The sequence below is a fragment of the Leptolyngbya sp. PL-A3 genome (genome assembly GCF_039962325.1).
Lineage (GTDB): Bacteria > Cyanobacteriota > Cyanobacteriia > Elainellales > Elainellaceae > Vacuolonema.
The window spans coordinates 38079-63831 of the sequence record NZ_JAMPLB010000020.1 but is presented as its reverse complement, the minus strand read 5'-3'; the positions used below and the strand labels follow the sequence as shown (position 1 = coordinate 63831).

At 51.8% G+C, this 25753-nt stretch carries 20 protein-coding genes; 13 read left to right on the top strand and 7 right to left on the bottom strand.

Translation table 11 applies throughout. The annotated features are described in order from the left end of the window. Positions 1–37 precede the first annotated feature (37 nt). The 6 genes from NDI52_RS16615 to NDI52_RS16590 all read left to right on the top strand — a co-directional run bounded on the left by NDI52_RS16615 (position 38) and on the right by NDI52_RS16590 (position 10580). The gene (locus tag NDI52_RS16615) at positions 38–2362 is read left to right on the top strand and encodes a 3-hydroxyacyl-CoA dehydrogenase/enoyl-CoA hydratase family protein (protein ID WP_190770575.1); all 2325 of its coding nucleotides are present in this window, start codon (positions 38–40) and stop codon (positions 2360–2362) included. 2 nt (positions 2363–2364) lie between these two features. Further along, entirely contained in the window at positions 2365–3543 is a 1179-nt protein-coding gene (locus tag NDI52_RS16610; RefSeq protein ID WP_348256468.1) for an acetyl-CoA C-acyltransferase, read from the top strand. A 151-nt stretch (positions 3544–3694) separates the two neighbouring features. Continuing rightward, the gene (locus NDI52_RS16605) at positions 3695–6118 is read left to right on the top strand and encodes an acyl-CoA dehydrogenase (protein ID WP_190770533.1); all 2424 of its coding nucleotides are present in this window, start codon (positions 3695–3697) and stop codon (positions 6116–6118) included. Between the two features lie 397 nt (positions 6119–6515). Further along, on the top strand, positions 6516–7514 hold the full coding sequence (locus NDI52_RS16600; protein WP_190770532.1) for an MBL fold metallo-hydrolase: 999 nt from the start codon (positions 6516–6518) through the stop codon (positions 7512–7514). Between the two features lie 461 nt (positions 7515–7975). Next, positions 7976–8920 (top strand): phosphoribulokinase, encoded by a 945-nt coding sequence (locus tag NDI52_RS16595; protein WP_190770531.1) that lies wholly within the window; start codon positions 7976–7978, stop codon positions 8918–8920. Between the two features lie 628 nt (positions 8921–9548). Further along, entirely contained in the window at positions 9549–10580 is a 1032-nt protein-coding gene (locus NDI52_RS16590; RefSeq protein ID WP_190770530.1) for a helix-turn-helix transcriptional regulator, read from the top strand. Positions 10581–10892: 312 nt separating this feature from the next. Here NDI52_RS16590 and polA read toward each other — a convergent pair whose 3' ends face one another. Together polA and arfB are read right to left on the bottom strand one after the other, a co-directional pair. Next, positions 10893–13778: a DNA polymerase I gene (polA, locus tag NDI52_RS16585; protein WP_190770529.1), complete on the bottom strand. Its 2886-nt coding sequence runs from the start codon at positions 13776–13778 to the stop codon at positions 10893–10895. Between the two features lie 240 nt (positions 13779–14018). Further along, a complete protein-coding gene (arfB, locus tag NDI52_RS16580) occupies positions 14019–14435 on the bottom strand; it encodes an alternative ribosome rescue aminoacyl-tRNA hydrolase ArfB (protein ID WP_190770528.1) in 417 nt (138 codons plus the stop codon). A gap of 594 nt (positions 14436–15029) precedes the next feature. On the opposite strand from arfB, the gene NDI52_RS16575 reads away from it, so the two are divergent. The 3 genes from NDI52_RS16575 (at position 15030) to NDI52_RS16565 (ending at position 19042) form a co-directional block, all read left to right on the top strand. Next, positions 15030–16043 (top strand): TauD/TfdA family dioxygenase, encoded by a 1014-nt coding sequence (locus tag NDI52_RS16575; RefSeq protein WP_190770527.1) that lies wholly within the window; start codon positions 15030–15032, stop codon positions 16041–16043. Positions 16044–16171: 128 nt separating this feature from the next. After that, entirely contained in the window at positions 16172–16927 is a 756-nt protein-coding gene (locus NDI52_RS16570) for a ferritin-like domain-containing protein (protein WP_190770526.1), read from the top strand. A 189-nt stretch (positions 16928–17116) separates the two neighbouring features. Beyond that, a complete protein-coding gene (locus NDI52_RS16565; RefSeq protein WP_190770525.1) occupies positions 17117–19042 on the top strand; it encodes an ABC transporter ATP-binding protein in 1926 nt (641 codons plus the stop codon). Positions 19043–19226: 184 nt separating this feature from the next. Here NDI52_RS16565 and NDI52_RS16560 read toward each other — a convergent pair whose 3' ends face one another. From NDI52_RS16560 to NDI52_RS16540, 5 genes are all read right to left on the bottom strand, one after another. After that, positions 19227–20402 carry a DUF4336 domain-containing protein gene (locus NDI52_RS16560; RefSeq protein WP_190770524.1) on the bottom strand — a complete coding sequence of 392 codons (1176 nt, stop codon included), beginning with the start codon at positions 20400–20402 and terminating at the stop codon, positions 19227–19229. Then, on the bottom strand, positions 20395–20556 hold the full coding sequence (locus NDI52_RS16555; protein ID WP_190770523.1) for a hypothetical protein: 162 nt from the start codon (positions 20554–20556) through the stop codon (positions 20395–20397). The genes NDI52_RS16560 and NDI52_RS16555 overlap by 8 nt, the downstream gene beginning before the upstream one ends. A 3-nt stretch (positions 20557–20559) precedes the next feature. Continuing rightward, entirely contained in the window at positions 20560–20748 is a 189-nt protein-coding gene (locus NDI52_RS16550; RefSeq protein WP_190770522.1) for a CPXCG motif-containing cysteine-rich protein, read from the bottom strand. 153 nt (positions 20749–20901) lie between these two features. Continuing rightward, positions 20902–21435, bottom strand: coding sequence for an FKBP-type peptidyl-prolyl cis-trans isomerase (locus NDI52_RS16545; RefSeq protein WP_190770574.1), 534 nt, complete (start codon positions 21433–21435; stop codon positions 20902–20904). Between the two features lie 215 nt (positions 21436–21650). Further along, on the bottom strand, positions 21651–21974 hold the full coding sequence (locus NDI52_RS16540; RefSeq protein ID WP_190770521.1) for a phasin family protein: 324 nt from the start codon (positions 21972–21974) through the stop codon (positions 21651–21653). Positions 21975–22340: 366 nt separating this feature from the next. Here NDI52_RS16540 and NDI52_RS16535 point away from each other — a divergent pair, with 366 nt between their 5' ends. The 4 genes from NDI52_RS16535 (at position 22341) to NDI52_RS16520 (ending at position 25582) form a co-directional block, all read left to right on the top strand. Further along, positions 22341–22646, top strand: coding sequence for a TIGR03792 family protein (locus NDI52_RS16535; RefSeq protein ID WP_190770520.1), 306 nt, complete (start codon positions 22341–22343; stop codon positions 22644–22646). A gap of 388 nt (positions 22647–23034) precedes the next feature. Next, positions 23035–23391, top strand: a complete 357-nt coding sequence (locus NDI52_RS16530) for a zinc ribbon domain-containing protein (protein WP_190770519.1) — start codon at positions 23035–23037, stop codon at positions 23389–23391. A gap of 404 nt (positions 23392–23795) precedes the next feature. Further along, entirely contained in the window at positions 23796–24068 is a 273-nt protein-coding gene (locus tag NDI52_RS16525; protein ID WP_190770518.1) for a GlsB/YeaQ/YmgE family stress response membrane protein, read from the top strand. A 167-nt stretch (positions 24069–24235) separates the two neighbouring features. Continuing rightward, complete coding sequence (locus NDI52_RS16520) at positions 24236–25582, top strand: hypothetical protein (protein ID WP_190770517.1); 1347 nt, start codon at positions 24236–24238, stop codon at positions 25580–25582. The last annotated feature ends 171 nt before the right edge of the window (positions 25583–25753 follow it).

Genomic DNA, 25753 nt, shown 5'->3' with positions numbered 1-25753 from the left:
CGCATCATCAACTGCTGCATTGTGAGGAAAATCAATGATGTTTAAACCATTTCGAACAGCTGCTGTATTGGGTGCGGGGGTAATGGGAACCCAGATTGCCGCCCATCTAGCCAATGCAGGTTTAACCGTGCACCTGCTAGAACTTCCAGCCCAATCGGGCGATCGCAACAGCCTGGTAGAAGGAGCTTTCAAAAAAGCGTTAAAGCAATCCCCCCCTGTTTTTTATACCGAGCAAATCGCTCAGCGGGTGATTCTGGGCAACTATGAAGATCATTTCGATCGCTTGGCTCAGGTGGATTGGGTGATTGAAGTCGTCGTGGAAAACTTAGCTGTTAAACAACAGTTGATGGAACGGGTCGAAAAGACCGTTCGCCCCGACACCGTTATTTCCAGCAATACCAGCGGGTTGTCCATTGGGGCGATCGCCCAACACCGTTCCAAATCCTTCCGGAAGCGCTTCCTGGGCACCCACTTCTTCAACCCACCCCGCTACCTGAAGCTATTAGAACTGATTCCCACCGCTGATACCGATCCAGAGGTGCTGGCACGGATGCAGTGGTTCGGGCGGATGCACCTGGGCAAAGGTATTGTCATCGCGAAGGATACGCCCAACTTCATCGCCAACCGCATCGGCGTATTTGTCACCATGCTGGGGCTGAAAGCTTTGACGGAGCAGGGTTACACCATTGAAGAGATCGATCAGTTGACGGGTACCGTAGTTGGTCGGCCCAAATCCGCCACCTTCCGCACCGCTGATTTAGTGGGGTTGGATACGCTTACCTATGTATCCGATAACCTATATCCAGTTGTTCCGAATGATGAACAGCGAGAAATGTTTCGCATCCCGGAGTTGATGCGAAAGTTGACGGAAACTGGATCATTGGGAGCCAAAGTTGGGCAGGGATTTTACAAGAAAGTGAAAGGAGAAATCCATTCTGTTAACATTCATACCCTGGCCTATGAACCTGCAAAACCAATGAATTTGGGCAATTTGGATGGAATTGCCAAACTCCCAGATCTGAGCGATCGCCTGCGCAAGCTCTATCACCAAAAAGGCCGCGCTGGAGACTTTTTCCGGCAAACCACCCTGGCCACCCTGGCCTACAGTGCCAACCGCATTCCCGAAATTGCCGATCGTCCTATCGACGTTGATCAGGCCATGCGCTGGGGCTTTGGTTGGGAGATGGGACCGTTTGAAATCTGGGATGCCCTGGGTTTTGAAATGGTTCGTGCCGATATGCAAAAGGCTGGCCTCACCGTACCAGACTGGGTGATGTCGATGTCTGGTGGGTTTTATGGGCAAGTGGGGGCGATCGCCGCAAAACCCATCGATGAAATTCACCTGGCCGACATCAAAGCTAATCCCAAAGCGACCCTCTGGCACAATTCCGAAGCAGCTTTGTTGGATTTAGGAGATGGCGTCACCCTGTTCGAGTTCCGTTCTAAAGCCAACACACTCAGCGTTCAGGTAATCGATGGGTTGATTGCGGCTCTAGATTGGTTGGAAACCCACGATTACCGGGGCATGGTGATTGGCAACGAGGGTGAGAACTTCTGCGTCGGCATTAACCTGGCGGAAGTCGGCAAAATTGTCCAATGGGAAAACCTGAATCCCTTCAACCGCAATCACCGTGCCCTCACCGACCTGATCATCAAATTCCAAACGCTGGTACAGCGCATTCATTACTTCCATAAGCCGATCGTGGCGGCGATTCAAGGACGTGTGCTGGGTGGCGGTTGTGAGCTGGCGATGGCCTGTCCTCACATCGTCGCTGACGCAGAAACCTATATTGGTTTAGTGGAGTTGGGCGTTGGCCTGATTCCCGCAGGCGGTGGTTTGATGCGGATGGCTCGCTGGGCGGCCAGTCGTGCCGCAACAGACACCCCCGGCGACATCCTGCCATTCCTGAAGCGGGTCTTTGAAACCATCGGCATGGCGAAAGTCGCGAACAGTGCCTATGAAGGGGTGGCGTTAGGATTCCTGAACCCGATGACAAAAGTGGTGGTGAATGGCGATCGCCGCCTCTACGTTGCCAAACAGGAGGTTCTCGACCTCGACTATCTGGGCTACACGGCCCCACCCCGTAACCCCATTCACGTACTGGGACAACCCGCCCGAGCCGTATTTGAGCACATGGCCCAAACCCTGGAGCAGGGAGGCTACATCAGCGAATACGACCATGCCTTGGCCCATCGGTTAGCTTACGTCCTCACCGGAGGCGAGTTGACGGCTTCCTCCCTGGTAGATGAGGACTATCTGCTGCGGTTAGAGCGAGAACTCTTCTTGCCGCTGGTGGATGAGCCCAAGACGAAAGAACGAATCTTACACATGCTGACGACCAAGAAGCCGCTGAGGAATTAATCATGAACAACACCTACATTGTGAGCAGCGTCCGGACAGCGGTAGGCAAGGCACCTCGAGGCACGCTCCGCCACACCCGCCCCGACGATTTGGGAGCCACAGCCGTGAAAGGGGCGATCGCCCAAATTCCCAACCTGGTCTCCAACCAGATCGATGACGTTATTCTGGGATGCGCCATGCCCGAAGCCGAGCAGGGCTTCAACCTGGGCCGTATCGTTGCTATGCGAGCGGGTCTTCCAGACTCCGTTTCCGGCTGCACCGTCAATCGCCTCTGCTCGTCAGGCTTGCAGTCCATCGCTATGGCGACTCAGGCAATCGCCTTCGGCCAGGCCGATGTCATAGTAACGGGTGGCGTGGAATCCATGAGCTTGATTCCCATGGGCGGTCACCAGTTCTTGCCCAACGCCGATTTGTTGGCGGATGCCCCTGGCGCTTACATCACCATGGGCCTCACCGCCGAGAACGTGGCAGAACGCTTCCATGTGTCTCGCGCGGATCAGGATGCCTATGCATTGCGATCGCACCAGCGGGCGTTGAAGGCGATCGCCGCTGGTCACTTCAAGGATGAAATCATTCCTCTCACCGTTCGCGAAACCCTCTACGAGAACGGCCAACCCGTTACCCACGAAATCATCTTCGATACTGACGAGGGGCCACGGGCTGACACCAGCCTGGAAGCCCTTGCCAATCTCAAACCCGCCTTTCGCTTGAACGGCACTGTCACCGCTGGTAACGCCTCCCAAATGTCGGACGGCGCCGCCGCCACGGTCGTCATGAGCGAACGCATGGTCAACGAGCTTGGGGTTAAACCCCTGGGACGCTTGCTGGGATACGCCGTTGCGGGAGTCGCACCTGAAATAATGGGCATCGGCCCAGCGGTTGCGATTCCCAAGGTGTTACAGCAAGTGGGGCTGACACTGGGCGACATCGGCTTAATTGAACTCAACGAAGCCTTTGCCGCCCAGGCGCTAGCCGTCATCCGCGAACTGGGTCTGAATGACGAGATCGTGAGCGTCAATGGAGGGGCGATCGCCCTTGGCCACCCCCTCGGCTGCTCCGGAGCCAAACTCACCGCCACCCTCCTCCATGAAATGAAGCGACGTGGCGTACGCTACGGTCTGGTTAGCATGTGCGTTGGCGGCGGTATGGGTGCAGCAGGCGTATTCGAGTTGATGCTGTAACCCAACCAGGAATAGCCGCTAAGACGCCCAGTGTTTTTGAAAACACCGGGCGTCTGGACTCCACACTCCACAATCTAAAAGTCAATTTGTAGATGAGTTTTATCCCTTCACTAAACTCATTCATTCGTACATCTCCCTAGGATGGTTAGTTATGATCTCCCTACCGTTCATATTTACGATCCCAACACTGCTGATTTTATTAGTCGTGTTGGGTTATTTAGGTGTGTCGCTGTGGATATGGACGGTGTATGCGATCGCCGTTCTCGCCATGTTCAACCCACCCATTGCTGTGTGGGGTATATGTGGGGCGATCGCCCTGATCCTCAACCTTCCAGCCCTCAGACAACGGCTCGTGACCGCGCCGCTGGTCAAGCTGATTCACCGCATGAAGCTGTTGCCCAAAATCTCTGATACAGAGCGGGCCGCGATTGAGGCGGGCAACGTGTGGGTTGAAGGGGAGTTTTTTACTGGAAAACCCAACTTCGATCGCATTCTCAACGAACCCTATCCGGAATTATCACCCGAGTTACAGGCATTTCTCGATGGGCCAGTGGAACAAGTCTGCCAAATGGCAACAGACTGGGACATCTATCAACGAAAAGACCTGCCACCAGAAGTTTGGGATTACCTGAAGCAAGAACGCTTCTTTGGGATGATGATTCCCAAAGAGTACGGTGGATTGGGCTTCTCAAACCTGGCCTACAGTGCCGTCATGGTGAAACTCTCCTCACGTTCCTTCACCTACATTGCCACGGTGGGCGTTGCCAACTCCCTCGGCCCCGCGAAACTCCTCCTCCGCTACGGCACAACCGAGCAGAAACAGCACTACCTGCCACGACTTGCCAGCGGCGAAGACATTCCCTGCTTTGCCTTAACGGAACCTACAGCCGGTTCCGATGCAGCCAACATTACCTCCCACGGTGACGTGTTCCGGGGTGAGGATGGCAAGCTGTATCTACGGCTGAACTGGCGTAAGCGGTACATTACCATGGGGGCGATCGCCACCCTCCTCGGCCTCGCCTTCCGCCTGCGCGACCCCGATAACCTGCTGGGCAAAGGTCAGGATGTTGGCATCACCTGCGTTCTCGTTCCCACCAACACCCCTGGTGTCCTCATCAATAAACGCCATGATCCCATGGGAGTTCCCTTCTACAACTCTCCCACAGAAGGCCATAACGTCATCCTGCCCATCGAACAAATTATCGGTGGCGTAGAGCAAGCAGGTCAGGGTTGGAAAATGCTCATGCAATCCCTCGCTGCCGGACGGGGCATTAGCTTCCCGGCAAGCTGTACTGGGGTTGCACAATTGGTATCTCGCGTTGCCAGTGCCCACAGTGTTGTGCGCCAGCAGTTTGGCTTATCCATTGGCCGATTTGAAGGTGTTGAAGAACCCCTGGCCCGTATTGCAGCCTTCACCTATATGATGGACGCTGTGCGACTCTACACTTGCGGTGCCGTAGATCGAGGCGAACAACCGGCAGTGGTGTCGGCGATCGCCAAATACAACACCACTGAACTCTACCGCCGCATCATCAACGACGGCATGGATATTCTGGGCGGCTCCGGGATTTGTCGTGGCCCCCGCAACCTCTTAGCCAACCTTTACACTGCCACTCCCATTTCCATCACGGTCGAAGGAGCTAACATCCTCACGCGCACCTTGATGATCTTTGGACAGGGTGTAATCCGCTGCCATCCTTACGTGTATGCAGAAACGCAAGCTCTACACACTGGCGATGTCGCCGCATTTGACCAGGCCTTCTGGCCGCACATGGGTTCGCTGGTACGCAACGTATTTCGAGCAAAACTGCTTTACTTAACCCGAGGACGACTGGCCCATTCCCCCGTTTCTGGCCCCACTGCACAGTACTATCGCAAACTCACCTGGGCCTCGGCCACCTTTGCACTACTCACTGATATTGCGCTCATTGCCTTCGGTGGCTCTCTGAAACGCAAGGAAAAACTGACTGGACGGTTTGCCGATGTTCTCTCCTGGCTGTACCTGGGCACCGCTACCCTGCGGAGATTTGAGGCCGAAGGCCAGCAAGCCGAAGACTTACCCATGGTGCATTGGGTCATGCAATATGCCTTCGCCCAAATGCAGGAAGCCTTTGAGGGCATCTTCAGCAATCTAGATATTCCCATCCTTGGGAGCCTCCTGCGTGGCCCTGCTTTGACTTTTTGGCGATTGAATCCTCTCGGCACCGTTCCTTCCGATAAGTTGGGGAGCCAGGTCGCGCAGAACTTACAGAAAGGTGGAGTGGTGCGCGATCGCCTCACCACAGGCATTCACATCCCCACCGATGTCGACCAGGCGTTGGGCCGATTGGAGCACGCCTTTGATCGGGTTCGTCAAGCCGACCCCATTCTCAAACGGATCAAGGCATCCAGTCGCTCCTCCGGCCCCCTCGATCCGATCGAAACGGCCTATGCATCAGGTCTCATTAGCGACGCTGAAAAGAACCTGCTCCGAGAAGCCGAAACTGCCCGCAATGATGCAATTCAAGTAGATGCCTTCACCACAGAAGAGTATCAGCGAGAACGCCTTATGCCGATTAATACAACGGTCGTTTAATAAAGCGACCCTTGAGAGGCTAGATTTAGAAGTCACAGTTCCCTAGATACAGAAACCCGGTGTTTCTAGAAACACCGGGTTTCTAGGCTTTTTCTGGCTTACTCAATTCACGTCAATGAACATTGAAATGGGCGATCGCCACCTGACACAATTCGCATCCCTAATACAGGTCAAAAAGTATCACCAAGTTAATATCACATCGGGTTAAATGCTTATGATAAAAAGTGGTGCGGTGCTTTGCGCCGCACCACTTTTTATCATAAGCATTTAACTTTACTTGTTATAAGACAGGGCATTGTCCTGCCTCCATAACAATCACCCATCCGGCGATAGTCCAAATCTTACAGCCACAGTAGTATGGGTGGCGACATAAATCCCGTAAGGTTTCTATAAATCCATGAAACAATTTCGTCGATGGATTGTAGGTCTCGCCATCACCCTAGCCACCGTGCTAGGAGTTGTGAGCTTGCAACCCCAAACCTCTGCTCAGTCACCTGAAGTAACCCTGGAATCGGCAGGGGTAACCGTGCAGCAGGTTGCCAATGGCGTCTACAGCTTAATTGCTAGCACTGACTTTCCCCCCACCGACCCGGCAAACATCGCCATTTGCAACGCTACCATCGTCATTGGCTCCGACGGCGTTCTGGTCATTGATCCCTTCCAAAATGAAGCCCTCGCCAACCTTGTATTCTCGACGGTGGCGACCCTCACCGATCAACCGATCCGCTATGTAGTCAACACCCACTATCACTTCGACCACTCCGGCGGCAACGCAGCAGCTGACGAGCGGGGTTTTCCCATTGTTGGACGTGGCCCCATTCGCGAGTTCATGCTCACCCGCAACCGGGAAACAGATCCGAACGTAACCCCTCCCGACATTGTGGTGAATGGACAGGAAGAGCTGTGGTTGGGCGATCGCCAAGTTCGACTAGCCGAGTTTGAAGGCCATTCCAGTGGAACCGATATGGTGGCCTACATTCCCGATGCGGATGTATTGGTAGCTGGTGATCTACTGTTTTCAAAGCGTATTCCCTATGTAGGCGATGGCAATATTCGAGTCTGGAGAGATAACCTGACGCAACTGATCGCCGCGTATGGCACGGCCAAAGTGGTGCCGGGTCATGGGCCTGTGGGCGATCGCGCCACCCTAGAAGAACTCAAAACCTATCTCACCGATTTAGAAACCCTCGCCCTGAGTTGGCGAGAGGCAGGCCTCTCCCAGGAAGAAGCCCTGGCCCAAGCGACTGTCCCAACACGCTATGCAGAGTACCTTTTCCAGGCCATGTACCCCAACAATTTAGAGGTGGCCTACAAGCAAATCACCCTTGGCCAGGATGATGCAGCCTCAATTCAACAATACTTTGCCGCCCAACCCCGCGAGCTGAAAGATCTGTAGAATCTCCCTTCTATCGATGGTTGGTTGGCGATCGCCTAACCGAAGCAGACCCGGTGTTCCTAAAACACTGGGTCTCGCGCTTTTAGTTGAATAACCAGACCGTCGAAAGTTATTTTTTTCGTGCGCTTTGCACAAAAAACAACCCTTCTAGGGAGTTTTAGAGCGCGCCCTAAAAAGATTTGATGAGGTAGGTGTAACGTTCTATTACGAAATGGTTCAGGAGCTATTGAGGTAACTGCATTCTTCTTATGAGTTCGCAAAGGCATTAAAAGCCCGGAAATAGTTGGTTAGTCGTTGCTGTACAGAAGCGCAATTAGCAATTCCAACAGCTTTTTTTGTGATGAGCTGAAGATTCATCGCGAATATTGGGGCGATCGCATTCTTGTTCTTACTCCCTCCGCATTAGATAATGAAAACCCTAATCGCCCAAAGAGAATGCTCTGCCCGCCTCAGGAGGACTCATGAATCAGCGCCCCATTATTCTCGGCATCGTCGGTGATAGTGCTGCCGGAAAGACAACCTTAACCCGAGGGATTGCTCAAGTACTGGGTGAGGAAAACGTCACGGTTATCTGCACCGATGATTACCATCGTTACGATCGCAAACAGCGGGCAGAAATGGGAATTTCAGCGCTTCACCCTGATTGCAATTATCTAGACATCATTCAACAACACCTGAGTCTGTTGCGCGCCGGGCAACCCATTCTCAAACCCATCTACAACCACAGCACCGGGATGTTTGACCCGCCAGAGTACATTAAACCGGCTCAGTATGTGATTGTTGAAGGGCTCCTGGGTTACAGTACCCGTGGTATGCGCGATAGCTATGATGCCAAGGTTTATCTTGCACCACCTGAAGATTTGCGAGCCAACTGGAAAATTACTCGAGACACCCGGAAACGCGGCTATAACGTCGACGAGGTGCTAGAGCAACTCCGCAAGCGCGAACCCGATTCAGACGCTTTTATCCGTCCCCAACGTCAGTGGGCCGATGTGGTGGTGACTTTTTACCCGTCAGAAACAGAAGCAAAAGACGACTTACTGCTGAATGTGCGATTGGTACTCCGACCGACCATTCCTCACCCTGACTTCAGTTTGTTATTGGATGAGCCCGGCAGCCACTTAGGCTCAGCCGTACGTCTGGGATTAGACCGCGACATGGGCAAACCCGTAGATGTACTAGAAATTGACGGCCATGCTACAGACGAACAGGTACATGAACTGGAACGGATGATGTGCAATGAAGTAGAAGAACTGAGCCAATTCTGCTCTCTGAATGGCAACACAGGTATTGGCAAGGTCATCGGTACGACCGGGGAAACCTTACAAAGCTATCCTCTTGCCATTACGCAATTGCTCATCACCTACCATGTCATTAAGGAAGCTAACATTAATCAAAAGGTATAGTTCTTTAGCTATTCTTATTTGATTGAAGTTTTGGGTTGCATGTTTTCATCCTGAAGCCCAAAGGACAAAAATGGGTTGTCCCATGTTAAGTGAGACAACCCATTTTTAATCTCAGTTTGGGGCAAGCCAAAATGGGCGAGTTCGAGTGCCGCACAACACGCAGCACTCGAACTCGCCCTTAACCCGAGCTCAAGCTTTTTTATCTCTTAAGGAAATTTAGACGGCTATATAGCGCTGTGCGGGTTGATTAAGTAACCTCAGTTCGGGTTGAGGGCTTTTTCGAGTGCCGCGCGAAGCGCGGCACTCGAAAAAGCCCATTATTGCGTGCGCGATGCGCACGCAATAATGGGCGGTTCGGCTTATCCCGTACTTAACGCACTTGCACAGCGCTATAAAGCCAATGTTAAGGATTTTATGGTTATTCGACCGGTCTGACATACTTCCTGTTAATTTTTTATCGTTCTAGAGGGAATTTATACGTAGATTTCCTGACCAGATATCCGGAAGAGCGATCGCACATAGCGAAAGACTATTCGATGAGTGGGTGAATGCCTACAGGTGTGGATATAGGTTCCATTCTGTTCGTCGGTCTTTATCCAACTGAAGAGTAGCACTGAGGTCATTAGTTATGGTTGCCACAACGACGTTTTACCTGGAAGGCCAGGATCAGGCCAGAATTGCATTAACTCGCGAAGGGCTGAGCGCACTACTGGTACAAGTGGAAGCAGAATTGCATCGCAGTGAAACCTATCAAGAGGCAATCAACCGCTTTGGTCAGGGCGTCGAGGAAACAGCTCAATCTTGCCAATTAATGATTCGCGCCGTTGGGCGAGAAGCCATTCGTCTCGCTCTACGACAGGTCGTGCGCCAATACCGTACGGCTCCGTCTGCCTCGCCATTGCCTGAGCAAGCCCCTTCCCCACTGGTTGCGCCTTCCCTGGAACCAGAGCTAAGCACCAACAATACCTCCGCCCATTCAGAACCTGCTCACTTCATTCGTGTTCCTGAACCACAACATACCCAGCCCACAACGGCACCCTCTGCCGGCCCATCTCAGCTAGTACCACCCCCTCCGCCTCCTCGTGCCATTCAACGGGTCGCTTTAAAGCCACCTCTATCTCTCGAAGCCGAAAAACGGGCCGAGATGTTGCAGCAAATTGGGCAGGCCCTCCGCGAAGCACGAGAAGCACAAGGCATCTCCCTGGAACAGCTTCACCTCAAAACCTGGGTACCCATTCATCAACTGCGGGCACTAGAACTGGGCGAGACCGATAAACTACCCGAAGATGTTTATATCCAAGGATTTTTGCGTCGTCTTGCACCTGTGTTGAAGGTAGAAGCCACTGAGCTGCAAGGATATTTGAAACCCTTACAAACTCCTCGGAGTGCTGTTCCCTCCTGGTACCAGGACGAATCCTCTCCGGCTCAATTGCAACCGGTTCATCTCTATATGGGTTACGCTGCCCTCATGGCCGGAGCCGCTGGCGGCTTAATGTGGATGTCTCAACAGCCTCATGCCGTCCAATGGAGCCCCGATCTACAACCAAGCTCCGTCGTGCAACCGTCTGCCGATATCGATGACATTGGGGCACCCCAGGCAGCCGGAGGGGGAGGCGCGATCGCCAGCCCTGAAACCGTCCCACCCCAAGCCCTACGATAAAACTCACGAGGTACAGAGTAGATTAACATCAGCTCAAGCCAAAGCTCCCTCACAACGCTGAGTCGAGAGCGTCTCTCATTGCCATAAAAAGAAAGTCACTAAAGAATACGACGTTGCTGTATCCCCATTCCAACTCCCCCAACCCCCGAGGGAGTTGGAACCCCCTATCCAAACTTCGCCTCCCCCTTCCCTGCTATAAACCTTTGCCTGGGTAGCTAACCTCAATCCGGTATAAGCTGAAGTGCCCATTTTGGCGTGCGCTTTGCGCACGCCAAAATGGGTGTTTTCGAGTGCAGCGCTATACCCTCTGTTCTATTTCGCCTCCATCCAATTTGGCCCCGCATTCATCTCCACCTTGAGAGGAACGCTTAAACTAACAGCCGACTCCATCGCAGACTGAATTTCTGGCTTTAAGGTCTCCCATTCTTCAGGCGCTACCTCAAAGACCAGTTCATCGTGAACCTGTAGTAGCAGGTTCGATTGATGCTGCTTCAAAATCTCGTGGAGGCGAATCATCGCAATCTTAATAATGTCAGCACTAGAACCCTGAATCGGGGCATTTGCAGCAGCTCGTAGAAGCTGAGCATCATACTGGTCACGAGCACGAATCTTGTTCAAGTCAATCGAATCAGGATCCCGACCGCGCAAAACCTGCATATCAGTTGTGTTGAAGTTGAAGTACCGGCGGCGACCCAAAATAGTTTCGACGTACCCCTGAGCCAGTGCCTCCCGCTGCATTTGTTGCAGATATTCAAAAACTTTAGAATAACGTTCGTAGAAGCGATCGATAAACGTTTTTGCTTGAGCCGTGCTAAAGCCTGACTCTCGCGCAAACCGCTGCGCTCCCATGCCATAGATCACACCGAAGTTGATAGTTTTCGCTAACCGTCGTTCATCGGAGGTGACGTCATCTTTCTCAAATAAAAGACGCGCGGTTAACGCATGGACATCTTCGTTGTTTTGATATGTTTCGATGAGAATCGGCTCCTGGCTCAGGTGAGCAAGAATCCGCAACTCAATCTGTGAATAGTCGGCCGCCACCAACAGCCAACCCTCCCGAGGCAAAAAGGCTTTGCGGATTTGGCGGCTGAAGGCCGTGCGAGTGGGAATATTTTGTAGATTCGGGTCAGAGGACGAAAGCCGCCCTGTTGTCGTAATAGCCTGGTTAAAGTCGGTGTGCACACGATGGGTATCGGGCCGTACCAGAGCAGGCAGCGCATCCACATAGGTGGATTTCAACTTGGACAACGAGCGATATTCGATGATGTAGTCGATTACCGGGTGATCACCCTGCAATTTCTCTAAGGTCGCCGCATCTGTGGAGTAACCTGTTGCCCGTTTCTTAGACTTTCGATGGTTTAGCTTTAGTTTTTCAAAGAGCAATTCGCTCAATTGCTTAGGAGAACCCAGCTTAAACTTTTCGCCCGCTACCTCGTAGGCGTGTTTTTCAATCATGGCCAGGTCTTCTTCTAACTGCTTCGAGAAATCCGCCAGGTACTCCTGATTAATGCGAATTCCCGTATATTCCATCTCCGCCAGAACAGGCTCCAAAGGCTGTTCAACAGCTTCCAGTAGTCTTCGGAGTTGAGGTAGAGGCTCCATCCTGGTCCGTAGCTTCGACACGAGCAGATACGTTGTGTGGACATCGGTGCCACAATAATCAGCGACATCCGCAATGCTGACATCCGCAATCGTTTTTCCCTTGGGGACCAGATCGGTATAACTCTTGGTGATCAGGCCCAAATACTTGAGGCTCAGTTCGCCGAGGTTGTGTTTCTCCTCTGGGTTGAGCACGTAGCTGGCTAGCATCGTGTCAAACACCACTCCAGCCAAGCAAATACCCTGGCAGCGCAACACCAGGCGATCGTATTTAGCATTCTGCAACGCCTTGGGATAGGCTTTGTCTTCTAGAATCGGACGCAGCACTTCTAGCACAACATCTTTATCTAGATTCGTGCCATGGGTATGACCAACCGGGATATAAGCCAAGTCCGATGGTCCCGGCCCCCAGCAGCAGCCAATACCGACCAGGTCTGCATCCCGAGGTTCCAACGAAGTCGTTTCCGTGTCCCAGGCGACAGGCTTATCGGGGTCGGTGTAGGTGATTAGAAGGGCCAGCAGTTCTTCTAACTTCTCATTGGTATCAATAATTTGAGGCTGGATATTGGCAGTGCTGGTTGTGTCTGTATCTTCTGCACTGAAGAACCAGAGATCGCTATCCTCAGGTTCCTCTTCCTTAATAGGAGTCACTTCTACCTTCTCATCAGCAGGAGGTAAGCCGTTAAAGCGATCGCGCAACTGCCGCAACTGCCCCAAAAACGAGCGAAACTCCAGCTTCTCAAACATAGGAACAATGGTTTCCTCGTCAAACCCTTGCAGCTTGCACTGCTCCAGATTGACATCCACCGGCACATTCAGATGAATTTGGGCCAGGTATTGCGATCGCAACGCATCATCCTTCCCAGTCTCCAACTTCGTCCGTACTGCCTTCTTCGGCACCTCATCCAGCCGTGAGTAGACTTCTTCCAGGGAACCAAATTGCCTCAACAACTCTACTGCCGTCTTGTTCCCGATTCCCTTCACGCCCGGGATATTGTCGGAGCTATCCCCACATAGGGCTTTGTAATCAACGATCTGAGACGGTTCGACGCCCATTTTCTCACGCACCTGTTCCACGCCAAACTCCCGAGGCGGCGGTGTGCTTTTACCAAAGACGGTGCTGAGGTAGAGAATGGTGGTTTGCTCGTTTTCGTCAATGAGCTGAAACAAATCGCGATCGCCCGTCAAGATCTTCACCCGAAACCCTTCCGCCACCGCTTTTCGGGCCATCGTCCCGATCACGTCATCTGCCTCATAACCGGGAACACTACAGAGCTGGAGATTGAGCGATCGCAACAACTCCTGCAAGTTCTTCAGGTCCGGCATAAAATCTTCGGGCGCATCGGGACGACCTTCCTTGTACGTTTCGTCTGCCTCGTGGCGGAAGGTACGCTCGCTGGGGTCAAACGCAACCATTACATACTGCGGATTCTCAATTTTCATCATGTCCAACAGTGCTTTTAGAAAGCCGTAGGACACGCTGGTGGGGATTCCCGTAGAGGTGCGCAGGCCGCCATCCTTTCCTTTAGCGTGAGCAAAGTAAGAGCGGAATGCGAGGGAATGACCGTCGATGAGAATCAGCAGCGGTTGAGAAGACATGAGGACGTTGAGTGGATGGGTGGACGAGTGGGCGAGTGAATGGGCCTAACCCATGTAGCTTATACCAGGAAAGGGGATGTTGGCAGAAGCAGGGCCGGGGCACCAGCAATTCTCGTTATAGGCTTCAAAGCCGAGAGTTTGCGCCCGCCGGGCGCAAACTCTCGGCTTTGAGTCCTGAAAATAGCCCACCTTCGGCGGGCTATTTTCAGGACTCAATTCAAAAACAGCAGCCAAGAAAACCTATTCCTCGATGACTTTACCTCGCAGGGACTTGACCTGCGATCGCCGAGTTTTGCTATCCAATCGTTTTCGCTTAGAACTAGCAGTCGGCTTACTCGGTTTACGTGGCTTCGGCACCGTCACCGCACTGCGAATAAGCTCCTGTAGGCGTTGTAGCGCATCCTCTCGATTCTGTTCCTGGCTGCGATATTCCTGCGCCTTAATCACAATTACGCCATCCTTCGTAATGCGCTGATCACTACGGCTTAACAAACGCTCTTTATAGCGCTCTGGCAACGACGAAGCCGGAATATCAAATCGTAAATGAATGGCAGTTGCAACCTTATTTACATTTTGCCCGCCCGCCCCCTGCGAACGCACCGCACTCATCTCAATCTCATTGTCTGGAATACTCACTGTATTTGATATTTTCAGCATGAGATCTAAACACCACAACAAAGCCAAAGCCCATATTTCTCCTATTTTGACTCAGATTTGTTCTAAACCCGAATACAAATTCTTCTGCCGAAAGACATATAGCGCTGTGTATGTTGATTAAGTACGGTGGTGTGGGGCACTTCGTGCCCCACACCACCGTTGCTGTACTTAAACTTACATACCGCTATATAGCACCGTTCGAACTGGTGAGGTATGAGAGATAAATACGGGACAGTGCCCCACATAGATCTCTCGTGTCTCACAGTTCGGAAAGGGTTATTCGTAGAGCATTGTGATGAACATAAGACCCAAACGGTTGTGCAGCCCGCAAAACAGAAGATCCCGCCTTTTGGGCCTTAGGCTTAAGTAGTAAGGCTAAATACTGATGATAAAAAGTGGTGCAGCGTGAAGCACTGCACCACTTTTTATCATCAGCATTTAAACCGACATGATATTACAAACAATTAGCAAAGTTACCCAAAATCCAAGAATTAAACAGCTACGATGAAGGCTTCTATCGCTAACAGGTCAAAATATACAATCTGCAGGCGATAAATCCATTAAATTAGCGCTTAAACCGTTGAGGGAAACCCTATGCAGCAGGCGATCGCATCACCCACCTCCGTCACCCCTGATGTGCAAATCATCGATTGCAGCAGCTTCGATGAAACTACCATGAACCTGTTCCTCGCACCCGGCCCCAACCCTTACAAAGACACCGAAGAATTTTTATTAGATTGTGAAATGCGTGCCGACGAAATGCCCCGCTTCGTCCGCCGGATGCTATTAGAATTCCAAGTTCGCTCCAACCCTGAAGGAATTCTACTGATTCGCGGCCTCCCCATTGACCCCGGCCTCTATCGCACCCCCACCCCCTCTGATGGCCTGCGCTCTGCCAGCAAAACCACCTACGTCAGCGAACGCTGTCTTTCCATGATTGGCAGTCGCCTGGGCCACCTTGTCTCCTACATCCAGGAGAAAAACGGCGACCTCTTCCAGAACCTCGTGCCCGTTCAGGGTAATGAACGTGTTCAGGCCTCCAGCGGTTCTCAAATCCGTCTGCAATTCCACCGCGAAACCGTCTTCCACCCCTACCCTCCTGAATTCCTGCTCCTCTTCTGCCTCCGCCCCGATCACGATCGCCTTGCCGAAACAACCTACGCCAGCATCACTCACGCCCTGCCGCTGCTATCTGACACCCACAAAGATTTGCTCTTCCAACCCCTTTACCGCACGGGTGTGGATTATTCCTTTGGCAACATCCAAAGCGACAAAACCAACGGCAAAGTGCTTCCCGTCCTCTACGGTAATCGCAACGACCCCTTCCTCAACTACGATGAAGACCTGATGGAAGCCATGACCCCCGAAGCTCAGGAAGCCTTAGAGGCATTAAAAGCCGCGATCGCCTCCGTCTACCGGGGCGTCAAACTCGGCGTCGGCGACCTCCTCTGCATCGACAATCGCCGCACAGCTCATGGGCGCTCCTCCTTCGTCCCCCGCTACGACGGCTTCGATCGCTGGCTCCAACGCTCCTTCGTCGTGCGCGACCTGGGATTATCCGCTGTTGACCGGAAAGGTGATCGCATCATCCGTACTGCTTTTAATTGAGGCAGGCCGGAGACAGAGGGCAGAAGGGTGAGTATGAGTGGATGGGGTATTCCCTTCTGCTTACTGCTCTCTGCCTTCTTTGTTGAAATCGTTTAGAATCACCGTGACTCCCTACAGCAGAATCTCCCATGAACTTTCTGACGCAATTGCTTCATTTGGTGGGTTCGGGTGCATCCGCTTACATTACTGCGTATAATCTGCGGCACTTACCAACCCGGCCCACCATGCTTGCGGGCTTTCAGTTAGCAGAATCCGGCTCCGTTCCTTTCCTGGAAGCATTGGCCGAGCGGGCTGAGCGAGAGGGCGATCGCTGGCTCTCTGAACGACTCACAAAACACGCCCAGGACGAACGCCGCCACGGTCAAATCTTCGCCCAGGCTCTGAAGCAACTGAATAAGCAGGCGATCGATTTCTCCAAAATGCCTGAACAGACCGACGAGAATTCTAGCGATCGCCGCAGTCCCTTTTTCGATGCCTACTTTGCCAATTACACCCGAGAGCAACTGAGCCCTCAAAACATGGACTGGACCGTCTTCTTCGCTAGCACCTACATCCTGGAGCTAGACGCCAGCCGTGATTTTGTACGGATGGCCCGAGTATTTGAGGGTGACGCCGTGAATGGCAGCTTGAACAAGGGACTGTTGAGCATCGCGCAAGACGAAACAGGCCATGCTCGTTATTTAAAGGAAGCGATGGAACGTCGCCTTTCCTATAACGAAGTGAACGACCTGATTGACGAGTGGCGCACTCGGAAAGTGAACGCGTTGCTGGCGATGGTTCGCAATCTTATGGAGAAAGGCGGCAAAATGGCTTCTCTAGCAACCGATGGTGTCCCTGCTGAAATGTCTGAAGGAATGGCTGAGGCCGCCGAAGTTGCGGTCTAATCACAACAGTCTCCGGGTTTGGTGGTGTGAGCGCCCACACCACCAAACATAGATTGATTTCCACAGTAAAGTACTGGCAATAGAACTGTTTCATCTCATTCAGATTCCCGACAAACCTTGGATTTTGGCCAGGGCTGCTAGAATTTGTGAATCTCTCCTTCCATTTCACGGGTTCCTGCCCTACCTCCCATGAGTGATACCGTTCTCGACGTTCGCAACCTGGAAGTTCACTTTCGCAACGATGGTCGCTTAGTGCGGGCTATCGACGGCATCTCCTTTCAGCTCCAGCGAGGGCAAACCCTGGGGATTGTGGGAGAGTCAGGTTCAGGAAAATCGGTGACAGCTTTATCCGTGATGGGGTTAGTGCCCAATCCTCCCGGACGCATTGCTGGCGGAGAGATTTGGTTTCGGCCAGAAGGGCGGGAGCCTGTAAATTTGGTGGCGCTATCTCAAGAGCAGTTACGGCAGTATCGGGGCGGGGAAATCTCCATGATTTTCCAGGAACCCATGAGCTCCCTGAACCCTGTTTATACCTGTGGCTTTCAGTTAGTGGAAGCGCTGCGGTTCCACAACCCGGATATGCCGGAGCCAGAAGCACGCCGTCAGGCCATTAATCTGCTGCAAGAGGTAAAGCTGCTGCCCAGCGATGAAGACTTGGAAGAGCAGGTGCGGCAGGACTGGTATTCGAGCCGGCCCATCAGTGCAGATTCCGGCGCGAAAATGAGCGATCGCGACCTCATGCTTGCCGTCAACGAGCGCAAGCAAGCCATCCTCAAACGCTACCCCCACGAGCTATCTGGCGGGCAAATTCAGCGGGTGATGATTGCCATGGCGATCGCCTGCGACCCCAGCATTCTTATTGCCGACGAACCCACTACCGCTCTGGATGTCACCGTCCAGGCCACCATTCTCGACTTACTGCGAGAGTTGCGGGCCAAGCGGGATATGTCCATCATGTTCATCACCCACGATTTGGGCATCGTGGCAGAAATTGCCGATGTGGTAGCGGTCATGTATCGCGGCAAAATTGTGGAATTTGGCCCGGTACTCGAGATCTTTTCCAACCCCAAGCATCCCTACACGCGAGGCTTGCTCACCTGCCGTCCCCAACCCGATCGGCGGTTGCGCTACCTACCCACCGTGTCTGATTTCATGGAGGTTGAGACCGGAGTAGACGGACAAATCATCATTCGCGAGAAGCCCCAGGATGCCAGTCAGGCGTTACGGATTTTTGCTGAAGTAGAGGATGGAGAGGTGCGCGATCGCCTCACCCAACTCCAAACCCAGACGCCGCTTGTCAACGTCAAAGATCTGCAAGTCGGTTTTCCCATTCGTGGCGTGTTGGGACGTACCCAGCAATACTTTATGGCAGTGAATGGGGTGTCTTTTGAGGTTTACCCCGGCGAAACCTTAGGGTTAGTGGGTGAATCTGGATGCGGTAAATCAACTCTATCGCGGACGCTATTGCGACTCATTCCATCCATGGGTGGCAGCATCGAGTTTGAAGGTCGCGACATCACCAAGGCTTCATCGCAGCAACTGCGCCAGATTCGCCGGGACATGCAGATTATCTTTCAGGATCCCTTCAGTTCCCTCGACCCGCGCATGAGCATTAAAGCTGCGGTCATGGAACCTCTGAAAATTCACAAGGTAGCGCGCAGTAAACGAAATCTAGAGGAACGTGTCGCCTACCTGCTAGAGCGAGTCGGGCTGAACCCGGCCTGGGGCGATCGCTTCCCCCATGAGTTCTCCGGTGGTCAGCGACAGCGCATCTGTATTGCCCGTGCCCTTGCCCTTAACCCTAAATTCATCATTTGCGATGAATCCGTTTCAGCCCTGGATGTGTCGGTACAGGCCCAGGTTCTAAACCTGCTAAAAGCCTTACAGGATGAGTTCAAACTCACCTATATCTTTATTTCCCACGATTTGAGTGTAGTGAAATTTATGAGCGATCGCATTATGGTCATGAACCGAGGCCGGGTCGAAGAAATCGGCCCGGCTGACCAGGTGTATCGTCATCCTGAGGCCGCTTATACCCAAAAGCTCATCGCCGCCATTCCCACCGGCAGCATTGATGCAATTCGTCAGCAACAATTACAACGCGATGCCAGTTAATTAATGCCAATTAATCAACCTCAGTGCGGGATAAGCTGAAGTGCTCATTTTGGCGTGCGCAAAGCGCACGCCAAAATGAGCGTTTTCGAGTGCCGCGCGTTGCGCGGCACTCGAAAACGCCCTTAACCCGAACTCAGGTTAATCAATACTGAAAGAGCGAGGTGTTAGCACCCCACTCTTTCCTTCAAGGATTTCTGGGGGCTGTCGCAACCCCCAATCTTAGCAACGTTGCCTCGATCGCCTTCACATATTGCAAGTCATCCTCCGGCAATGAATGCTGAGTCTGAGCAGGTGCATTGGGCTCCAGAAAGGCAAAGGCCTGTCGGAACTGCTGCGGTGTTGCATGAATGGGTGCATCAAAATGAGCCGCAATAATCCGCTCAAACGACCAACCCGCCACCCGTTGCACCCACTCGTGCACCAGCTTAGGCGCTTGCGGAAAAATTAGCGTTTGCAAAATAGGCGCAACGAACGGCCGCCCACCCGCTCGCAACCCCTCAAAGGATTGCGGCCAGTCGGGCCGCCACCGGAACGGATAGAAGCCAAAGTAGGCTTTGCGGGAGCGATCGCCCGCCTTCCATGCCTCCCGTAATGCCTGCCCTAACCCCACAATTTCGAGGCGACTGGGGCCAAAGTAAATGGCAAATAGGGAAATGCGCTGCCAACCCTTGCGCCGATTTGCCTCTGTATCTTCCATCGGCTCCAAAGCAGTGTCTCGGGAGTGGAAGAGGAGCGGGTAGGGATCCAGTTGGGCGATCGCCGGTGGTTCTTCGGGTACCGACAGCACCGTATCCGTTACTAGTAACGTATGAGAAGGACGGTGGAATACGGCCACCTCCACAAACGCGCCCCGACCCAAATCGAGTTCTAACACGGCATAGTCGATTTCTCGCCCAAAGGGAGCCAGAGAGCTGTCCGTTGGTAATTCTTGCGTTCGCTGGGCCGGAAACCCTAACCAACTCAGGGGCAGGTTAAAGGGAAAGCTCCACTGTCTGGGTGCAACAAATACTTGAGCCTGCGGGAAGTAACGGGCGAACGGCCCCACAAATATTTTGTGTTCCAGTCCAGAACTAGTCGGCAACAGAATGTATTTGACTTCGCCGTACTGTGCCACCAGCTCCTGTACCAGACGAATACACTCCCGAGTGGGCGCAACAGGCGCATAAACAAATAGCCCACCGGAATCGAGCCGTATCACCGTCATGCGGATGGGCACCACGGCGTAAAGGATGCCGTGCATCTGGTCAAACGTCCAGATACGATCTGGCAATATTTCGGTACGGAGAGTTCGACGTCTACCGTAGGGGTAGAGGGGTAATAGGGGCCAGAAACGCCACTCCCAATCTCTTTGATCAGTCATCTGCAATACACCAGGCCAGGATACCGCCCACAATACCTAATGTCAGCCAGAGGGGAATGTGTAGCCAGGAAAGGAACGTCGCAGGCCACACCACCAGCAGGCGAAACATTAAAATCGTGGCGACTAACAACACACAACTTAGCAGAACAGACATGGCCTACCCCTCGTACTCCGTGTCGATTTCTACTTCCAGGGTATCTTCATCAAAGCGGATATAGAGAATGTTAGGACGACAGCACACCTGACAGTCCTCCACATAAGATTGCTGGCTTCCGGCACTCCAGTCCACAAAAGTCAGGTTGGGCTCGCCACAATAAGCGCAGATATATTCAGCCGTGTTTTCCATAGCAACCGAGAATAGGTACAGAGCCCAAATATAAAACGTGCGCAATGCATTACACCGCGCACGTTTTATATTTGGCTTTTTGAATTGTTCTAGAGCCTGCTTTAAAGGTTTTTGCGCCTTGCAAAAAACTTCCAGTGAGCTTTAAAGCGCAGCTTAGCCGCCAATACGCAGCAATTCGACATCGAAAATCAGCGTAGCATTGGGGGGGATCACACCACCTGCACCCCGAGCACCATAGCCCAATTCGGGGGGAATAATCAGTCTGCGCTGACCACCAACACGCATAGAAGCAATCCCTTCATCCCAACCCCGAATAACCTGACCAGCTCCCAGCCGGAAGGAGAAAGGTTGGTTGCGATCGCGCGAGCTATCAAACTTGGTGCCATCCTCCAGGGTGCCCGTGTAATGGACGAATACCGTTTGCCCAGCTTCAGGCATCGCTCCGGTACCCTCGACCTCATCCGTGTATTTGAGACCAGAATCAGTGGTCACAACATTTTCGTTTTCCGCCATAGCAATTACCTGAGGGGTGGATGAATCAACAATTTTTGTAGCGGCTGGTTGCGAGATAGACGACTCAGATTGGGGAGCGGCGATCGCCTCCTGGGTCTTTCCGGCAACCTGTGCAACCACAATCACCACCAGGCACACCACCATAACGCCAAAGCTAATCAAAATCTCACGCACAGCAACCTCCAGTAGCACGGTGAACAAGATAGCAAAGTTGGAAATGACAATCAAAGAACGAGGCTCGAACTTTTTAGACAGCTCAACAGCCCCTATCTCCATTTTCCGCCTATGCCCTTTTCAGTTTACCGTCTAAGCGTTTAGCGGGTTCATAAAATCCAAACAAGAGAGGGTGTGAGCAAGCCCACACCCTCTCCTAGATTTGTAAGCCTGCATTAGCGCCAAAGCTTGTTTTCTAGATCGCGAATTTGCCGCTCCAGACGATCTAGACGGCCCCGCAGTTCATCCATCTCACTCTGCCGAGGTACACCCAAATCTTGCATGACGTTCCGCACTTGCCGTTGCATTAAATCTTCTACGCTGCTCTGGTCTGTGCGTAATTGCTGCATAACATCATTCACCATCCGAGTTGCCTGATCAGGGTCAATCTTACCCTCGCGCACCCACTGGTCTGTGGCCTCCCGAATCTTATCGGCCACTAACGATGTAGTTCCGATACCCAGCATGAGCAATTGTTTGAGTACGTTGTTAGTATCCATCTCGTCTACCTTGGCAACCCCCACATTACGACAGTCATTCTAGTTGGACGTAAACGGTTAATTGCGATAAACCTCGCAATTAAAGATAAAACTTTTCTGACAGCGCGGCATTAGGACAGCTCATGTGAGTGCTTCATGGACAGAGCGCACTCCTTCTCGACCCACTGGCCCTGCTTCCAGTCTTATTTTGACAAATTCCATCGCGTCTCTCAGACCCAAGAGGGTGCGGAAATCCGTCAAATGCTATAGTTCGGACAGTTTTTCTGATTTTCTGAAAGAGTTGTTTTTGGGTGGAAGTGCCTGCACACAAGGAATTCTTTCAGAAAATCAGAAAAACTGATTGGTGTGTCGTGAAGGAGATCAAGTGTGGTCATTGAATGGCTGAATGTGGCAGTTCAAGCGGATTTGCGAGAACAGTACGTACAGAAAGATGAAGAGATTTGGACACCCGTATTAGCCCAGTACCCTGGCTTTTTGGGCAAGGAAGTATGGATTAGCCCGGATGACCTGTCTAATGTCGTTTTGGTCATACGGTGGGCCAGCCTGGAAGAATGGCAGGCCATTCCCCAGGAGGTACTGGACAAAACGGAGGCCCGGTTTCAGGAAGCTATGGGTGGCGAAACCTACCGGATTACGGACTCCAAACGGTTTCAAGTGCGGAAGTATTCATAACCATAAAGCTTGTCTTGATGGCTACAGCGCTTTGCGCTTGAATCAGCCACGGTTGTTTTTGTGAGCGCGCGGAGCGCGGCTCTTACAAAAACAACCAGATCAGGACTTACGCATTTGTGTTGTGGATGGGGTGCTTCGCACCCCATCCACAACACAAATGCGTAAGTCCTGCAGATTTTAAGCGCTTGAAACGCGCTGTAAGCATTACTTGACGTGTTGCTATGAAATGGGAGGTAGAACCACAGTTCCACCTCCTATTTCATAGCTCCGTCTAGCAACGGGTTGCCTGGAGTGTAAGTTAGGGTAATAGTGAAGAACCTAAACAGAGCCTTCTTCGTAAGTACGTTCTTGAAAAAAGCTGACTCTGTCCTTCTATCCTCGCTTTCCTATGCCGTCCTGCCCCCGTTGCCACCAGCAAGTTGATGCTCAGGCGATCGCCTGCCCTTTTTGCCACACCGAGCTCAAAGCTCACGGCCATCCCGGGATAACGCTACATCGGGCGATCCAGGAGGGCTATCTGTGTGATACCTGTACCTATCATGCTGATGACACCTGCAACTTCCCTCAGCGCCCTTTTGCCAAGGAGTGCACGCTTTATCTAAATGTAAATCGTGTCAGCAATTCCAAACCTTACAAGCCCACCTTCAACACAACTCTACAAGGTTGGCTTCAACGAAATGCAACCTGGATAGTGCTGGGTTTGTTAATTGCCGTCAGTCTATTTCTGGCGATTAGCGGTCGTTAGGGGCTCACTTTGAGCTTTACCGCACAAGATTCCGAAAAAGAATCAACCCTTTGTTGTACTGTCAGAATAACAAAGGGTTGATTCTTTTTTTAGACCTATCATCGGCGTATCTAAACTCAGTAACAGAAACCCTCATTTGCTACTTTCAAAATATCCTTAGAGCTTCTATTAATAAGCATTAATATATCGAATCTAATTTTTAGAAGGGGTTAATTCTACAAACCCGAAGTATCCTCAGGATTACTTCTTCTAGTGAACATATCTATAAGATTGCTTACGCCTTTATATCTCAGCATGTTCGCCCCTAGGATAGACGAATTCAGCTTGTGTGATTGATATTCTAAAAGTGTTGAATGCCTAGGGAGATTTCTCAAACGACTAGGCTACTGTATGGAGAGGCAACTATGAATATCTTAGCTTGGATTGTATTGGGTTTGATTGCTGGTGCTATCGCGAAGGCTATTTATCCTGGCCATCAGAGTGGCGGTCTTCTGGGTACATTGATTCTTGGTATTATTGGTGCGTTCGTTGGTGGAAGCCTTTATTCCTTGCTGACCACAGGAACGTTAGCGTTAACAGCATCGGGTCTGAGCATTGGTGGCATCGTTGTTGCGGTTTTGGGCGCCATCATTGCACTGTTCATCTACTATGCTGCAATGCGTCGTAGTGCAATCTAGTGGGATCGAGTGAAGCAATAATTGTTTCCGGTGAAGTTCCGCAGAAGTTGACGGTATGTCAATTTCTGCACTGCTTCCCCACGCAAATCTATAGCATCTGCTACGTCTAGCAGATGCTTATGTGCGTATATGTCAGAAAACATTTATTACACCGAAATTCAAAGACTATGAGTACTCCCCTGGAGCGTTCTGCTGAACTCAAACAAGCTCTACTAGATTTTGTGTTTGACGCAGAAGGCGATGTTGCTGTCGCGTTGGAAAGTTTTACGAAAGCTCAACTGGAGAAATGGTCTAAGTCGCCATTTCAAGGCCAGAGCCAAAGCACGATGGCAATGGATATGTTTATTACTGAGGGGAACGTCGGTAACAAAACCCCGATTGATTGCTTTATGGATGAGTACGCCGAGCTGACGGAGAGCGATCGTCAACTCCTAACAACATGGCATCGTAGTTTTAATGGCTTATTCCAGGTCATGGAACGTTCATCCACAGGCTATGAACTGATGAACTGGCTGACAACAAAACGTTATCAAGTTCTACCTAATGGTTTACAGGAAGAAGCCAAACTATCCCGACTAAAACCCGGCGAAATTTTGGTCACTCGAATTTCTCCCCTTTCTGAAACGGAGTGGATTTTTTCGGGGCCAATGGAGCTGCTTGGAATGCTTGGAAAACCCAAACTAGCCGTTGCCATTGGAAACTTTAAAGATAAATATAGGCAACACCTTTACGGTGATGCACCCGAACTATTAGAAGAAGCTTGGCAATCGGTCGAGAAATATCACCAGGAATTCGCAGACTTCTTTGGAAGCTCTGAAGTGACATTACCGGGCTATGAATTTGAAAAGAAATTCAAAGAGTTCCAGGAAATCCTCACTAAGAAGCAATTGGAGCAAGCGGGTATTGATGGTTCCAAATCCCTTAAGGAATTAGCCGAAGAATCCGGCCTATCCCCCGAAGAAATGGAGGAAATGACCGGGGATTTGGGCGAAGCGCAAGCGGCCAATCAACTGCTGAATAGCGGCAAATCCATCCGTATGATCATGCCCAAAGTGGAACTGCCCAAGCCGTTGCAGCGGGCTGAACACTTAACGGCAATGCTGCATCCTCGTTGGGGTGCCAGCTTTCTGGAGGATTATCAGTTGCTGCGCGATCGCCTGAGCCAGGATAGTGACACCGAGACTGAGGGGTTGGATAAGCAAATAAAGAAGTATCTAGAAGACGCCACAATCAATCCTTACATCTGGCAAAACCTGGCCAAAGACTATCCAAAATCCCTCGAAAATGCCCTGCGTCGGGTTCTTCAGAAACCAGATTTCGATATTCAAAAGGATTTGCAAACCACATTGGAATCCTACGGGAAACCAGCAGAACCCGAATTACCGGAAATTGCCAGCGTTCCTCTGCATCTCAATGACCTGTTCCAGGAGGCGTTAGCCGAGGTCAACCGGGATAAAAACAAAGGTAAGTCCAAAGCCAAACAGAAGGCCAAAACCGGCTTTGGCGTACGCTAAACCTCTTCCTCACACACAGCACAGGATTCTCCGGTTACACCTAAAACCCGAGAATCCTTTTTTTGCAACATCTACCTATCTACCCCCCTACCCCTAGAGGGCAACCCGCCCCCCTACCAACCCCAATCCCTTGCTAGACTGAACATTGAATGTCTACAGAAATCCTCTTCC

Excerpts from the sequence above, each read along its gene's own strand:
- NDI52_RS16615 (WP_190770575.1), top strand. The coding sequence starts at position 38 with ATGTTTAAACCATTTCGAACAGCTGCTGTATTGGGTGCGGGGGTAATG.
- NDI52_RS16610 (WP_348256468.1), top strand. The coding sequence starts at position 2,365 with ATGAACAACACCTACATTGTGAGCAGCGTCCGGACAGCGGTAGGCAAG.
- NDI52_RS16605 (WP_190770533.1), top strand. The coding sequence starts at position 3,695 with ATGATCTCCCTACCGTTCATATTTACGATCCCAACACTGCTGATTTTA.
- NDI52_RS16600 (WP_190770532.1), top strand. The coding sequence starts at position 6,516 with ATGAAACAATTTCGTCGATGGATTGTAGGTCTCGCCATCACCCTAGCC.
- NDI52_RS16595 (WP_190770531.1), top strand. The coding sequence starts at position 7,976 with ATGAATCAGCGCCCCATTATTCTCGGCATCGTCGGTGATAGTGCTGCC.
- NDI52_RS16590 (WP_190770530.1), top strand. The coding sequence starts at position 9,549 with ATGGTTGCCACAACGACGTTTTACCTGGAAGGCCAGGATCAGGCCAGA.
- polA (WP_190770529.1), bottom strand. The coding sequence starts at position 13,778 with ATGTCTTCTCAACCGCTGCTGATTCTCATCGACGGTCATTCCCTCGCA.
- arfB (WP_190770528.1), bottom strand. The coding sequence starts at position 14,435 with ATGCTGAAAATATCAAATACAGTGAGTATTCCAGACAATGAGATTGAG.
- NDI52_RS16575 (WP_190770527.1), top strand. The coding sequence starts at position 15,030 with ATGCAGCAGGCGATCGCATCACCCACCTCCGTCACCCCTGATGTGCAA.
- NDI52_RS16570 (WP_190770526.1), top strand. The coding sequence starts at position 16,172 with ATGAACTTTCTGACGCAATTGCTTCATTTGGTGGGTTCGGGTGCATCC.
- NDI52_RS16565 (WP_190770525.1), top strand. The coding sequence starts at position 17,117 with ATGAGTGATACCGTTCTCGACGTTCGCAACCTGGAAGTTCACTTTCGC.
- NDI52_RS16560 (WP_190770524.1), bottom strand. The coding sequence starts at position 20,402 with ATGACTGATCAAAGAGATTGGGAGTGGCGTTTCTGGCCCCTATTACCC.
- NDI52_RS16555 (WP_190770523.1), bottom strand. The coding sequence starts at position 20,556 with ATGTCTGTTCTGCTAAGTTGTGTGTTGTTAGTCGCCACGATTTTAATG.
- NDI52_RS16550 (WP_190770522.1), bottom strand. The coding sequence starts at position 20,748 with ATGGAAAACACGGCTGAATATATCTGCGCTTATTGTGGCGAGCCCAAC.
- NDI52_RS16540 (WP_190770521.1), bottom strand. The coding sequence starts at position 21,974 with ATGGATACTAACAACGTACTCAAACAATTGCTCATGCTGGGTATCGGA.
- NDI52_RS16530 (WP_190770519.1), top strand. The coding sequence starts at position 23,035 with ATGCCGTCCTGCCCCCGTTGCCACCAGCAAGTTGATGCTCAGGCGATC.
- NDI52_RS16525 (WP_190770518.1), top strand. The coding sequence starts at position 23,796 with ATGAATATCTTAGCTTGGATTGTATTGGGTTTGATTGCTGGTGCTATC.
- NDI52_RS16520 (WP_190770517.1), top strand. The coding sequence starts at position 24,236 with ATGAGTACTCCCCTGGAGCGTTCTGCTGAACTCAAACAAGCTCTACTA.